Raw genomic sequence first — 13,091 nt, 5'->3', positions numbered from 1 at the left:
GGGCTCGTCGCGCGATCCAGGGGTTCACGGCGATTGTGACCTGGCGCTCAGCCGGCGTAGTCGGGGGCCGGTGGCAGCTCGAAGAACTCCTCGAGCGTGCGGATGCCCGTCTCGTGCAGCTCGGCCGCAAGCTCGGGCCCGACGTACCGGTAGTGCCACGGCTCGAACTCGTAGCCAGTGACGGGCGTCGCGCCCTCCGGGTAGCGCAGGTGGAAGCCGTAGCGCCAGGCGTTGGCGGCCAGCCACTGCCCCTGGGGGGTCTGCGCGAAGCACTGGTCGAGGGTGCAGTTCGCCGGCACCGCGCTGAAGTCGATCGACAGCCCGGTCTGGTGCTCACTGTGGCCGGGGCGGGCACTGGTGAGGTCGGCGGCCTCCTGCCCGAGTTGCGCGACCCATCCGGCGTAGACGCGCTGCTGGCTGGCGTAGCTGCGGTAGGTGCTCTGCGCGGCGAGTGCGATGCCCTCGGCCGCCGCGGCGGCGACGAGCTGCTCGGCGGCGGCCGCCGCGTCGGCGCGCAGCACGGGCTCGTAGACGTACGGAATGTCGGCGGCGCGCAGGTCGGCGGGCGCGTAGTCGGCAGGCTGCAGCGGGCGCAGCTTGTTGGCGACGACCCACAGCGAGGCGGGGTCGTCGATCGAGCGCGCACCCCGGTCGAAGGTCGGCTCGGGGCTGGGGGTCGGCGTCGCCGTCGGCGACTGCGAGGGGGCGGGGATGCCCGTGACCGTCGGCCGCGCATCGGGCGTCGGCGTCGGTGCGGCCGGCGCGCACGCGCTCAGCCCGAGGGCGATGGCGAGCCCGACCACGAGGGCCCGCGGTGGGGCTGGTTGGGGGCTGCGCGGCATCCGTCGAGTGTAGCCCGCGGGCGCGACACGCCGGTCGCCAGCGGGTCGATGAAGCGCCCCTGACCGGGCATTTCATACCCGTTCCAGATTCGTTGTTGACTTTTCGGCAACGGCGCCCCTAGCGTGGCCGCATTCGTGAGAGCGCTCTCACGTGTTGAGAATGAGAGCGCTCTCACGCCCCACCCCCACGCACAAAGGAGTGACCGTGAGCACCTCACGACGACGCACCACCGCGGCCGCCGCCCTCGCCGGCGCCACCGCGCTCACCCTCATCGCCACCGGCTGCGCGAGCAGCGAGAACGCTGCCTCGAGCGGCGACGGCGAGATCACCCTCACGATCGCCACGTTCAACGACTTCGGCTACACCGACGAGCTGCTGCAGCAGTACGAGGACGAGAACCCCGGCATCACGATCGTGCACAACAAGGCCGCGACGTCGAACGACGCCCGCGACAACTTCTTCACCAAGCTCGGCGCCGGCAGCGGCCTGGCCGACATCGAGGCGGTCGAGATCGACTGGTTCGCCGAGATGATGCAGTACAGCGACCTGCTCACCGACCTATCGAGCGACGAGGTCGCCGACCGCTGGGTCGACTGGAAGACCGAGGCCGCGACCGACGCCGACGGCCGCCTCGTCGCCTACGGCACCGACATCGGCCCGGAGGCCGTCTGCTACCGCAGCGACCTCTTCGCCGCCGCCGGCCTGCCCACCGACCGCACCGAGGTCGCCGCGCTGCTCGAGGGCGACTGGGATCGCTACTTCGAGGTCGGCCAGCAGTACGTCGACGCGACCGGCGCCGCCTGGTTCGACTCGGCCGGTGCCACCTACCAGGGCATGATCAACCAGGTCGAGTTCGCCTACGAGGAGGAGGACGGCACGGTCATCGCGACCGAGAACGACGAGGTCAAGGGCATCTACGAGCAGGTGCTCGAGGCCAGCGCGACGCAGTCGGCGCACCTCGGCCAGTGGAGCGACGACTGGTTCGCCGGTCTCGCCAACGGCGCCTTCGCCACGATGCTCTGCCCCGGCTGGATGCTCGGCGTCATCTCGGGCAACGCGCCCGACGTCACCGGCTGGGACGTCGCCGACGTCTTCCCCGGCGGCGGCGGCAACTGGGGCGGCTCGTACCTGACCGTTCCCGCCCAGGGCGAGAACACCGAGGAGGCCGCGAAACTCGCCGCCTGGCTCACCGCCCCCGAGCAGCAGCTCTCGGCGTTCGAGGCCGCCGGCACCTTCCCGAGCCAGGTCGAGGCGTACGACAGCGAGGCCCTCACCGGCGCAACGAACGCGTACTTCAACGACGCCCCGGTCGGTGAGATCCTCATCAACCGCTCGCAGGCGATCGAGGTCGCGCCGTTCAAGAGCGTGAAGTACTTCCCGATCAACGACGCCATGCAGAAGGCGCTCACGCGCGTCGACTCCGACGGCACCCACACGATCGAGTCGTCGTGGGAGCAGTTCGTGGCCGACGTGAACGCGCTCGGCTAAGCAGCACCCTCTCCACCCCCTGGGGGCCGCGCGGCGCACGACCCGCGCCGCGCGGCCCCTCCCCCACGAACCACTCCTCGGGAGCATCCCCATGACCACGACGGCCACGCGCCCTGAGCGCCCCGCCCTCGCGAGCCCGCCGCCCGCCCTGCGGCCGGAGCGCTCGCCGCGACGGATCGCGCTCTCGCAGACCCTCTCGCGGTGGGACGTCAAGGTCTCGCCGTACCTCTACATCTCGCCGTTCTTCATCCTGTTCGCGATCGTCGGCCTCTTCCCGCTGCTCTACACGGCATGGGTCTCGGTGCACGAGTGGAACCTCATCGGCGGCCAGGGCGACTTCGTCGGCTTCGAGAACTTCGCCTTCGTGCTCGGCCAGCCGCAGTTCTGGATCGCCCTGCGCAACACCTTCTCGATCTTCCTCATCTCGGCCGTGCCGCAGGTCATCGCCGCCCTGCTCATCGCCGCCGTGCTCGACCGCAACCTGCGCGCCAAGACCTTCTGGCGCATGGGCGTGCTGCTGCCCTACGTCGTCGCCCCCGTCGCGGTCGCCCTCATCTTCAGCAACATGTTCGGCGACCAGTACGGCCTCATCAACAACATGCTCGGCCGCCTCGGGCTCGACCCGATCGGCTGGCACTCGGAGGTGCTGCCGAGCCACCTCGCGATCGCGACGATGGTGAACTTCCGCTGGACGGGCTACACCGCCCTCATCCTGCTCGCCGCGATGCAGGCGATCCCGCGCGACTACTACGAGGCCGCCATGATCGACGGCGCCGGCCTCGTGCGGCAGTTCTTCTCCATCACCATCCCGCAGCTGCGGCCGACCCTCATCTTCGTCATCGTCACCTCGACGATCGGCGGACTGCAGATCTTCGACGAGCCGCGCATGTTCGACCAGTTCGGCCAGGGCGGGGCATCCGGTCAGTGGATGACCATCACGATCTACCTCTACAACCTCGGGTGGGGCCAGCTGAACTTCGGGCGCGCGGCGGCCGTGGCCTGGCTGCTCTTCCTCATCATCGTCATCGTCGGGCTCATCAACCTCGCCCTCACGCGCGCCATCGCGTCGGGTGACAGCCCGCAGAAGGTGCTCGCGCGATCGCAGCGCCGCGCCGCGCAGAAGGAGGCAGCCCGATGAGCGCGCCCAGCATCCCCCTCGCCCCGATCGCCGATGACGCGGATGCTCCGCGCGGGTCGTCGCCCGCCGAGCGCGCCGCGGCTCGCCGTGCCGGACGCACGCCCCGTCGTCGCCGCCTGGTCAACGGGCAGCGCCCCGGGTGGATGGCCTACGGCTTCCTCATCGCCGTGCTGCTGGGCAGCGTCTTCCCGCTCTACTGGTCGTTCCTCATCGGCTCGGGCGACGCGACGACGATCACGCGGCAGGACATCGTGTGGTGGCCGGGCGGCAACTTCCTCGCCAACGCCGCCGCCGTCATCGAGAACGACAGCGTCAACTTCTGGAAGGCGATCACCAACTCGATCATCGTCTCCACGGTCGTCGCCGCCTCGGTCGTGTGGTTCTCGACGCTCGCCGGGTTCGCGTTCGCGAAGCTGCGCTTCCGCGGCCGCAACGGGCTGCTGGTCTTCGTCATCGCGACGATGGCCGTGCCGACCCAGCTCGGCGTCGTGCCCCTCTTCATCGCGATGACGCAGCTGCAGCTCGCGGGCAGCCTCGGCGCGGTCATCCTGCCCGCGATCGTCAGCGCGTTCGGCGTGTTCTGGATGACGCAGTACCTCAGCCAGGCGCTGCCCTACGAGCTCATCGAGGCGGCGCGCGTCGACGGCGCGAGCATGATCCGCACCTTCTGGTCGGTCGCGCTGCCCGCCGCGCGCCCCGCCGCCGCCATGCTCGGGCTGTTCGTCTTCATCTCGACGTGGACCAACTTCTTCTGGCCCTTCATCGTGCTCGACCGGCAGAGCCCCACCCTGCCGGTGGCGCTCTCGCTGCTGCAGAGCAACTACTTCGTCGACTACTCGGTGGTGATGGCGGGCGTGCTGCTCTCGACCATCCCCCTCCTGATCCTGTTCATCGTCGCCGGCCGCCAGCTGGTCAGCGGCATCATGCAAGGAGCTGTCAAGGGATGACCCTCTCGACCCCGGCGCCCACCACGGCGCCCCTCGCCGGCGTGCGCGCCTTCCCCGCCGACTTCCGGTTCGGCGTCGCGACCGCGGCCTTCCAGATCGAGGGCTCGACCCACGTCGACGGCCGCACCGACTCCATCTGGGACGCCTTCGCGCGCGTGCCGGGCGCCGTCGTGAACGGCGACGACGGCGAGCCGGCCTGCGACCACTACCGGCGCTCGAGCTCGGATGTCGCGATGATGCGCGAGCTGGGCATCCAGACCTATCGGTTCTCGACGTCGTGGGCGCGGGTGCAGCCCGACGGGCGCGCCGCCAACCCGGCGGGGCTCGACTTCTACTCGCGGCTCGTCGACGACCTGCTCGGCGCGGGAATCCAGCCGTGGCTGACGCTCTACCACTGGGATCTGCCGCAGGCGCTCGAGGAGACCGGGGGCTGGGCGAACCGCGACACCGCGCTGCGGTTCGTCGAGTACGCGGGCCTCGTGCACGACGTGCTCGGCGACCGCATCGACGCCTGGACGACGCTCAACGAGCCGTGGTGCAGCGCGTTCCTCGGCTACCTCAGCGGCGAGCACGCCCCCGGCCGACAGGATCCGCAGGCCGCCGTCGCCGCCTCGCACCACCTGCTGCTCGGGCACGGCCTGACCGTGCAGGAGCTGCGCCGCCGCGACCCCGAACTGCAGCTCGGCATTACCCTCAACCTCACCGTCGCCGACCCCGTCGACGCGAGCGACCCCGCCGACCTCGACGCGGTGCGGCGCATCGACGGGCAGCACAACCGGTGGTTCCTCGACCCGATCTTCCGCGGCGCGTACCCGGCCGACATCGTCGACGACCTCGGCGCGCTCGGCGTCAGCGTGCCCGTGCGCGACGGCGACCTCGCCGCGATCGCGACGCCCATCGACGCACTGGGGGTCAACTACTACCACGGCGACGCCGTCAGCGGGCATCCGTTCACGGGCACGCCGCTCGCGCCCGCCGCGCCGTCGGAGCGCCCCAAGCGCTCGCCGTTCCCCGCCGACGAGGGCGTGCACTGGCACCCGCGGGGCCTGCCCGTCACCGCCATGCAGTGGGAGGTGCAGCCCGAAGGCCTCACGCGCCTGCTCGTGCGCGTCGACGCCGAGTACGCCAAGCCCGCCGGCACGGTGCTCTACGTCACCGAGAACGGCGCCGCCTACGACGACGTCGTCGGGCCCGACGGGTCGGTCGACGACCTGGAGCGCGCCGACTACCTCGAGCAGCACCTCGCGGCGATGCTCGACGCGATCGACGCGGGCGTCGACGTGCGCGGCTACTTCTACTGGTCGCTCATGGACAATTACGAGTGGGCCTGGGGCTACGACAAGCGGTTCGGGCTCGTGCGGGTCGACTACGACACGCAGCAGCGCACGGTGAAGGCGAGCGGGCGGCGCTACCAGCGCATCATCGCCGACCGCGGGCTGCGCGAGGGCGCGGCGCCGTAGGCGCGGCTCGGCGCGCACCGCTCACTAGACTCCGCAGCATGACGATCGAGGCCGGCTCCCCGCGCTCGGCGCCGACCCTCGAGATGGTCGCCGCCGAGGCGGGCGTCTCGCGCTCGACCGTCTCGCGCGTCGTCAACGCCTCGCCGAAGGTGAGCCCGGATGCCGTGGAGGCCGTGCAGGCCGCCATCGCCCGCCTCGGCTACACCCCCAATCGCGCGGCCAGGTCGCTCGCGAACCGACGCGCGATGGCCATCGCGCTCGTCGTGCCGGAGGACACGACCCGGTTCTTCGGCGACCCCTACTTCGCCGCCGTCGTGCGGGGCATCAGCCGCGTGCTCGACGCCTCGGACTACGTGCTGAACCTGCACCTGGCGAACCCCGGCCCCTCGCAGAAGACCGTCGACTACCTGCTCGGCGGCAGCGTCGACGGCGCGATCGTGGTCTCGCACCACTCGAGCGACAGCTTCCTGGAGAAGCTGGGCGACAGCATCCCCGTCGTCTTCGGCGGCCACCCGCTCGGGTCGGACGCCGCCGCGGGCGCCCACTTCGTCGACGTCGACAACGCCGCGGCCGCCGAGGCCGGGGTGCGCTACCTCATCGACCGGGGCCACCGACGCATCGCGACGATCACCGGCCCGCCCGACATGCCCGCCGGCATCGACCGCGTCGAGGGCTGGCGGCGCGCGATCGAGGCGGCCGGGCTCGAGGCCGGCCCGAGCGCGAACGGCGACTTCACCATGGTCGGCGGGGCGCGGGCCGCGCGCGAGCTGCTCGACGCCGGCGGGTTCGACGCGCTCTTCGTCGCGAGCGACCTCATGGCCGTCGGCGCGCTTTCGGCGCTCGCCGAGCGGGGGGTGCGGGTGCCCGACGACGTCGCGGTGCTCGGCTTCGACGACAGCCCCGCCGCCGAGGCGGCCGCGGTGCCGCTCACGACGGTGCGCCAGCCCTCGGAGGAGATGGGCGAGCAGATGGCGCGGATGCTGCTGCAGCTGCTGCGCGGAGAGCCGACGAACCGCACCGCCATCCTGCCGACCGACATTGTGGTGCGCGCGAGCGCGTAGTCGCGCGCGCCTCTCTAGCGGCTCGTTCTTCGCCACGACGTGCGCTTGCGACCAGCGCGTGCGCTTCTTCGCACGTTCTCGTCGTTTACGCACGTGCAGTCGGGCGCGGCCGGTGCGGTGTCGGCGCGGCGCCGAGCCTGAGTGCGGTGTTCGGCGGCGCGGGTAGGGTGCCGAGCATGAGCCTCACCGTCACGCACGAGCCCGACGCCGACCGCTACGTGGTGCACGACGACGCCGGAGCCCTGCAGGGCTTCATCGTCTACGACGCCTCGCCCGGGCAGCTGCGGCTGATCCACGCGGAGGTGCCGCCGTTCCTGCGCAACAAGGGCGTCGGCGGCGAGATGGTGCAGGCGATCCTCGACCACCTGCGCACCGAGAGCACCGACCGCATCGTGCCCTCGTGCCCGTTCGTGGTGATGTGGATGCGGCGCCACCCCGAGTACGCCGACCTCACGACCCGCTGACGGTCGCGCGCCGGCAGAGATGGCTCGTCGACGCGGGCTCTTCTGCCGAGTCGGGCGAACGGGAGGCCCGTCTCGACGCAAGAGCCCGCGGAAGCGCGCGGGCGAGCGACGCGCGCGGGGAGCGGGCGAGCGGCGCGCTCAGGGAGCGGGCGGGTGCGAGGCGCGCGCGGCTCGCGCTAGCGGTCGGCCGGCACGTCGAGGCGCAGACGGCCCCGGTAGGAGGGCGACTCGGCGGGAGCATCCACGATGCCGTTCGGGCCGTCGCCGGGGGTCGGAGCCGGCGCGGGCAGGATGGTCTGCCGATCGAGCTCGACCTGCGCCTCGTGGCGCGTCGGGAAGAAGACCTCGTCGACGCCGCCGATGAGTCCGCCGCCGACGCCGCCGCGGCGGCTCTTGTCGCTCAGGTCGATCCAGCCGCGGAGGTGCGCGACGAGCGCGAGCGCGACGGCCGCGCCCACGAGAAGAACCCACCCCCACACCGGCATGCGGCCCAGGATACCCGGGCTGTCTGGGCGGCCCGGGTGAACGGCGGGTGAACAGACGGGCCGCTACGGCACGCGGTAGAGCCACTCCTCGGTGCCGAACTTCTCCTCCACGAGGGCGTCGATGCGCTCGAGCTCGGCGGGCGTGATGGCCGACTCGGTGAGGCCGTTGCGCGCGCGGAAGGTGGCGATGAGGCGCTCGATGACCTCCTCGCGCGGCAGGCCGGTCTGGCTGCGCAGCGGGTCGACGCGCTTGTTGGCGCTGCGGATGCCCTTGTCGCTGAGCTTCTCGCGCCCGATGCGCAGCACCTCGACCATGCGGTCGCCGTCCATGTCGTAGCTCATCGTGACGTGGTGCAGCACGGCGCCCGAGCCGAGGCGCTTCTGCGCGGCGCCGCCGATCTTGCCCTTCGTCGAGGTGATGTCGTTGAGCGGCTGGTAGCTGGCCTCGATGCCGAGGCTCTTCAGCCCCTCGATGACCCACTCGTCGAGGAAGGCGTACGACTCGGCGAAGCTCATGCCCTGCACGAGCTCGATCGGCGCGTAGAGCGAGTAGGTGACGACGCTGCCGGCCTCCATGAACATCGCGCCGCCGCCGGAGATGCGGCGCACGACCTCGAAGCCGTACTTCTGCGCGTTCTCCATGTCGACCTCGTTCTTCACCGACTGGAACGAGCCGATGACGACGGCGGGGCGCTCCCACTCCCAGATGCGCAGGGTGGGGCCGCGGCGGCCCTCGCCGACCTCCTCGGTGAGCACCTGGTCGGCGGCCATCTGCTGCTGCGGGGTGAGCGGCGGGCCGACGATGAGGTTCCACTCGTAGTCGGTGAACGCCGTCGCCCGCGCGAGCGCCCGACGGATCGTCGTCGCGACCGCGTCGGCGCTGAAGCCGAGCATCACCGTGCCGGGCGGCAGAGCCGCGGAGATCGCCGCCGCGAACGCCGCGTGATCGGCGTCGGCGGGCATCCCGACAATCGCCGCCTCGATCGCCGGGATCGCCTCGTCGGGCTCGACGAAGAAGTCGCCCGCGAGCCGGAACTCGCGGATCGCGCCGCCGTCGACCTCCAGGTCGACGACGACGAGCTTGCCTCCGGGGACCTTGAATTCACCATGCGCTGTCTCACCGTGCATGAGGCCAGCCTAGGAGCGTCGAGCTAGGAGCCGGTCGCGAGCGGCCGCGCCGGGTCGGCGGCGTACTGCGACCACGAGCCCGCGAACAGCCGGCCGCGGCCGAGCCCCGCGTGCTCGAGCACGAGCAGCTCGTGGCACGCGGTCACGCCCGAGCCGCAGTACGCGATGACCTCGGGCGCCTCGCCCGCGGCGCCCTCGACGCCGACCGACGCGAAGCGGGCCCGCAGCTCGTCGAGCGCCCTGAGCCGACCGTCGGCCGCGACGTGATCGCGCACCGAGAGGTTGCGGGCGCCGGGGATGTGGCCCGCACGGGCATCCACCGGCTCGGTCTCGCCCGCGTACCGGTCGGCGGTGCGGGCGTCGAGCACGATCGCGGTGCCGTCGGCGGCGCGCTGCTGCGTCTCGTCGATCGAGGCGAGGGCGGATGCCGGCCACGGCGCCGCGGTGAACGTCGCCTCGGTGCGGTGGCGGCCCGCGCGCGCGGCGAGCGCCGCACCGGCCGCGAGCTCGCCCGGCCAGGCCGTGATGCCGCCGTCGAGCACGGCGGCGTCGCGGCCGAGGGTGCGGAGCATCCAGACCAGGCGGGCGGCGATGACCCCGCCGGCGTCGTCGTAGGCGACGACGGTGGTGCCGTCGCCGATGCCGGCCTCGGCCATGCCGCGGGCGAAGCGCTCGGGGTCGGGCAGGGGGTGGCGACCCTCGGCCGCGCTCGGCGCGGCGGCGAGCCACTCGTCGAGGTCGACAAAGACGGCGCCGGGCAGGTGGCCGGCGTGGAAGGCGTCGCGGCCGGAGCGGCCGTCGAGGTACCAGCGCACGTCGGCGATCGCGAGCTCGAGCTCGCCGGCGGCGGCCCGCTCCTGCAGGGCCTCGAGGTCGGCGGCGGAGACGAAGGGCGGCAGCGTCGTCGGCATCGGTCCAGGCTACTCAGGCGGTGCGGCGGGTGCGAGGTGCGGCGTAGGGTGCGGGCATGGACACCGTCGCCGTCGACCTCGACCGTCTCGCCGACCGCCTGCTCGAGCAGGCGCTCGCCTCACCGGAGCGGCGCGCGACCCTGAAGCTCGACCTCGGGCAGTCGACGCTGCGCCACCTGGCGATGGCGTTCGACACCGGCGGCGGGCTGCCGCAGCACGGCAACCCCGGCGAGGCGACGCTGCGCGTGCTGCGCGGCGCGGTGCGGCTGTCGTGGGCGGGCGACGGCGGCGAGCGCAGCATCGAGGCGCGGCCCGGGATGCTCGTGCGCATCCCCGACGCGACGCACCGGGTCGAGGCGCTCGAGCCCAGCGTCATGCTGCTCACGGCCGTCTCGCTGCCCGGCGGGCAAGGGCACTGACCGGGGCGTCAGACCTTCGGCGCGACGCGGTCATCGAGCCACGCGATGAGGTCGCGGCGCACGTCGGCCTGGTTGAGCTCGTTGAAGATCTCGTGCCGGGCATCCGCGTACACGATCAGTTCGACGTCGGTCAGCCCGCCACGGTGCGCGTACGCCTCGACGAGCTTGACGGCGCCGCGCTCGCCGCCGACGGAGTCGTCGTCGCCGACCATGACGAGCAGCGGGATGTCTCGGCGCAGGCGCTTCGGGCGGCCGAAGAGCCGCAGCCCGTCGCGCACGCCGAACAGCTTGAGGATCGTCGCGTCGAAGGTCAGCGGGTCGTCGCGGAACAGCCGGTGCACCTCGGGGTCGCGGCTGAGCCACTCGGCTCCGGTGTCGCCGAGGTGGGCGTGCTTGGCGTTGAGGTCGCCGGAGTTCATGTACCCGGGCATGCGGTACGTGGTGCCGGTGAGCACGGCGGCCTCGTACTCGTCGGCGTGCTCGTTGAGCAGCATCTGCGCCATGAGCGAGCCCCACGAGTGGCCGAGCAGCACGACCGGCAGCTGCGGCCAGTCGGTGCGGATGATCGTGGCGAGGTCGCGCAGATTCTGCACCGTCGCGCGCAGCCCTCCGGGGCCGAGCCGGCCCATCCTCGACGAGTCGCCGCCCGTCATCTCGACGCCGGTGGCGCCGTGGCCGCGGTGGTCGTCGGCGTAGACGGCGTAGCCGGCGTTGACGAGCTCCTGCGCGAGCACCTCGTAGCGCAGCGCGTGCTCGCCGACGCCGTGCGCGAGCTGCACGACGGCCTTCGGGCGGCCGGGCGCCCAGACGTAGTAGTGGATCGTGACGCCGTGGTCGTCGACGAAGGTGCGGTGGTCGCGTTCGGCGATGAACTTCACCATGGGTGGGCCTCCCTGCGTTCATCGTAGGGGTGCCGGGCCCGCCTCGCGCCCCTGCGGGAATGCTGCGCCGCGAGGGATCGTTAGCCAGGGTAATGATCTACCCTGGAGCCGATATGACGACGGCGAGCGACCCCGACGAAGAGCTGCGCGTGCTCATCCAGAAGGTGGCCAGGCGCATCCGTGCCGAGCGCGGCGGCGAGGGCGTCACCGACACGCAGCTCGGCGTGCTGTGGCAGCTCGAGACGCACGGCCGCTCGACGCCGGGCGCGCTCGCCGAGCGCGAGCGCGTGAGCCCGCCGTCGATGAACCGCACCCTCAACGCGCTCGAGGCCGCCGGTTACGTGCGCCGCGAACCGAGCGAGCAGGATGCCCGGCAGGTCTGGGTCGACCTGACCGCGGCGGGCGTCGAGCTCATCGCCGAGACGCGCCGCCTGCGCACGGCGTGGTTCCACCGCCAGCTGGACGCGCTCGACGACGACGAGCGCGCGGCGCTCGAAGCGGTGCGCCCGGTGCTGCGGAAGCTCGCCGACTCGTGAGGACGATGTTCCGCAGCCTCGGGCTCTTCAACTACCGCGTCTGGTTCATCGGCGCGATCGTGTCGAACATCGGCACCTGGATGAACCGCACGGCGCAGGACTGGCTCATCCTGACCGAGCTGACGAACGAGGATGCTGCTGCCGTCGGCTTCGCGATGGCGCTGCAGTTCGGGCCGGCGCTCGTCGTCGGGCCCTTCGCGGGCATCCTCGCCGATCGCCTCAACGGCCGGAAGCTGCTCGCCATCACGCAGTCGGTGCAGGGGCTGCTCGCGCTCGGCCTCGGCGTCATCGTCGTGCTCGGCATCGCCGAGCTCTGGATGGTCTACCTCTTCGCGCTCGCGCTCGGCATCGTCACGGCGCTCGACGTGCCCGTGCGGCAGACCTTCGTGAGCGAGCTCGTCGGCACGGCGCAGCTGCCGAATGCGGTGGCGCTGAACTCCGCGTCGTTCAACGTCGCGCGCCTCGTCGGCCCGGCCGTCGCCGGCGTGCTCGTCGTCGTCGTCGGCGTCGGCTGGGTGATCGTGCTCAACGGGCTCACGTACCTCGCGACGCTCATCGCGCTGGCGATGCTGCGCCGCGACGAGCTGCACCCGATGAAGAAGGAGAAGAAGGGCCGCGGGCAGCTGCGCGCCGGGTTCCTCTACGTGCGGCGCCGCGGCGACCTCGTCGTGGTGTTCACGATGATCTTCCTGCTGGGCACGTTCGGCTTCAACTTCGGCATCTTCACCGCGACGATGGCCCGCGTCGAGTTCGATCGGGATGCCACGGCGTTCGGCCTGCTGTCGAGCATCCTCGCCATCGGATCGGTCGCGGGAGCCCTCATGTCGGCCCGCCGAGAACGACCGCGGCTGCGCGTCATCGTGCTCGCGACGGCGGGATTCGCGCTCGCCGCGCTCGGCGCCGCGCTCATGCCGACGTTCGAGACCTTCGCCCTCGCGCTGATCCCGGTCGGGTTCACCTCGCTCACGATGATCACCTCGAGCAACGCCTACGTGCAGACGACCACGCGGCCGGCGATCCGCGGGCGTGTGATGGCGCTGTTCCACACGATCTTCATCGGCGGCGCTCCGATCGGCAGCCCCCTCATCGGCTTCGTCGCCAACGAGCTCGGTCCCCGTTGGGCGCTCGGCGTCGCCGCGCTCGCCGGCGTCATCGCGGCGGCGGTCGCCGTGATCTGGATGCGCTCGACCCGCAACCTGCGCCTGCGTCGGCACGGCGGCCCCTGGTGGCGACCGCGCGTGCGAGTGCGCTACGACGGCGACGACTACGACCTCGAGGCCGCGACGCAGGAGATCGCGATCGTCGAGGCCTCGGCCCGGCGAGGCTGAGC

The 13,091-nt window shown here is 72.0% G+C and carries 14 protein-coding genes; 9 read left to right on the top strand and 5 right to left on the bottom strand.

Annotation, left to right across the window (positions count from 1 at the left end):
* Nucleotides 1-47: 47 nt before the first annotated feature.
* Nucleotides 48-842: a M15 family metallopeptidase gene (locus ID804_RS12305; protein ID WP_169077036.1), complete on the bottom strand. Its 795-nt coding sequence runs from the start codon at nucleotides 840-842 to the stop codon at nucleotides 48-50.
* Nucleotides 843-1,047: 205 nt separating this feature from the next.
* Here ID804_RS12305 and ID804_RS00565 point away from each other — a divergent pair, with 205 nt between their 5' ends.
* From ID804_RS00565 to ID804_RS00540, 6 genes are all read left to right on the top strand, one after another.
* Nucleotides 1,048-2,331, top strand: coding sequence for an ABC transporter substrate-binding protein (locus ID804_RS00565; protein ID WP_317451120.1), 1,284 nt, complete (start codon nucleotides 1,048-1,050; stop codon nucleotides 2,329-2,331).
* Nucleotides 2,332-2,422: 91 nt separating this feature from the next.
* Nucleotides 2,423-3,469 carry a carbohydrate ABC transporter permease gene (locus ID804_RS00560; RefSeq protein WP_169077034.1) on the top strand — a complete coding sequence of 349 codons (1,047 nt, stop codon included), beginning with the start codon at nucleotides 2,423-2,425 and terminating at the stop codon, nucleotides 3,467-3,469.
* Nucleotides 3,466-4,416, top strand: a complete 951-nt coding sequence (locus tag ID804_RS00555; RefSeq protein ID WP_169077033.1) for a carbohydrate ABC transporter permease — start codon at nucleotides 3,466-3,468, stop codon at nucleotides 4,414-4,416. The genes ID804_RS00560 and ID804_RS00555 overlap by 4 nt, the downstream gene beginning before the upstream one ends.
* The gene (locus ID804_RS00550; RefSeq protein WP_169077032.1) at nucleotides 4,413-5,876 is read left to right on the top strand and encodes a GH1 family beta-glucosidase; all 1,464 of its coding nucleotides are present in this window, start codon (nucleotides 4,413-4,415) and stop codon (nucleotides 5,874-5,876) included. Before ID804_RS00555 ends, ID804_RS00550 begins: the two co-directional genes overlap by 4 nt.
* A 38-nt stretch (nucleotides 5,877-5,914) precedes the next feature.
* Nucleotides 5,915-6,937, top strand: coding sequence for a LacI family DNA-binding transcriptional regulator (locus ID804_RS00545; protein ID WP_169077031.1), 1,023 nt, complete (start codon nucleotides 5,915-5,917; stop codon nucleotides 6,935-6,937).
* A gap of 176 nt (nucleotides 6,938-7,113) precedes the next feature.
* A complete protein-coding gene (locus ID804_RS00540) occupies nucleotides 7,114-7,401 on the top strand; it encodes a GNAT family N-acetyltransferase (protein WP_169077030.1) in 288 nt (95 codons plus the stop codon).
* A 176-nt stretch (nucleotides 7,402-7,577) separates the two neighbouring features.
* Here ID804_RS00540 and ID804_RS00535 read toward each other — a convergent pair whose 3' ends face one another.
* The 3 genes from ID804_RS00535 to ID804_RS00525 all read right to left on the bottom strand — a co-directional run bounded on the left by ID804_RS00535 (nucleotide 7,578) and on the right by ID804_RS00525 (nucleotide 9,925).
* Complete coding sequence (locus ID804_RS00535; RefSeq protein WP_169077029.1) at nucleotides 7,578-7,886, bottom strand: hypothetical protein; 309 nt, start codon at nucleotides 7,884-7,886, stop codon at nucleotides 7,578-7,580.
* A 63-nt stretch (nucleotides 7,887-7,949) separates the two neighbouring features.
* On the bottom strand, nucleotides 7,950-9,014 hold the full coding sequence (locus ID804_RS00530) for a lipoate--protein ligase family protein (protein WP_169077028.1): 1,065 nt from the start codon (nucleotides 9,012-9,014) through the stop codon (nucleotides 7,950-7,952).
* 23 nt (nucleotides 9,015-9,037) lie between these two features.
* Complete coding sequence (locus ID804_RS00525) at nucleotides 9,038-9,925, bottom strand: sulfurtransferase (RefSeq protein ID WP_169077027.1); 888 nt, start codon at nucleotides 9,923-9,925, stop codon at nucleotides 9,038-9,040.
* A 56-nt stretch (nucleotides 9,926-9,981) separates the two neighbouring features.
* Here ID804_RS00525 and ID804_RS00520 point away from each other — a divergent pair, with 56 nt between their 5' ends.
* Nucleotides 9,982-10,344 carry a cupin domain-containing protein gene (locus ID804_RS00520; RefSeq protein WP_169077026.1) on the top strand — a complete coding sequence of 121 codons (363 nt, stop codon included), beginning with the start codon at nucleotides 9,982-9,984 and terminating at the stop codon, nucleotides 10,342-10,344.
* An 8-nt stretch (nucleotides 10,345-10,352) separates the two neighbouring features.
* Here ID804_RS00520 and ID804_RS00515 read toward each other — a convergent pair whose 3' ends face one another.
* On the bottom strand, nucleotides 10,353-11,225 hold the full coding sequence (locus ID804_RS00515) for an alpha/beta fold hydrolase (protein ID WP_169077025.1): 873 nt from the start codon (nucleotides 11,223-11,225) through the stop codon (nucleotides 10,353-10,355).
* Between the two features lie 113 nt (nucleotides 11,226-11,338).
* Between ID804_RS00515 and ID804_RS00510 the strand changes: the two genes are divergently transcribed.
* Nucleotides 11,339-11,761 carry a MarR family winged helix-turn-helix transcriptional regulator gene (locus tag ID804_RS00510; RefSeq protein WP_169077024.1) on the top strand — a complete coding sequence of 141 codons (423 nt, stop codon included), beginning with the start codon at nucleotides 11,339-11,341 and terminating at the stop codon, nucleotides 11,759-11,761.
* Nucleotides 11,758-13,089, top strand: coding sequence for an MFS transporter (locus ID804_RS00505; RefSeq protein WP_169077023.1), 1,332 nt, complete (start codon nucleotides 11,758-11,760; stop codon nucleotides 13,087-13,089). Before ID804_RS00510 ends, ID804_RS00505 begins: the two co-directional genes overlap by 4 nt.
* Nucleotides 13,090-13,091: the final 2 nt, after the last annotated feature.

The sequence above is a fragment of the Microcella alkalica genome, from assembly GCF_014595885.1.
GTDB lineage: Bacteria > Actinomycetota > Actinomycetes > Actinomycetales > Microbacteriaceae > Microcella > Microcella alkaliphila_B.
Note: the sequence above shows the minus strand (reverse complement) of the source record. Positions and strands in the feature narration are given on the sequence as shown.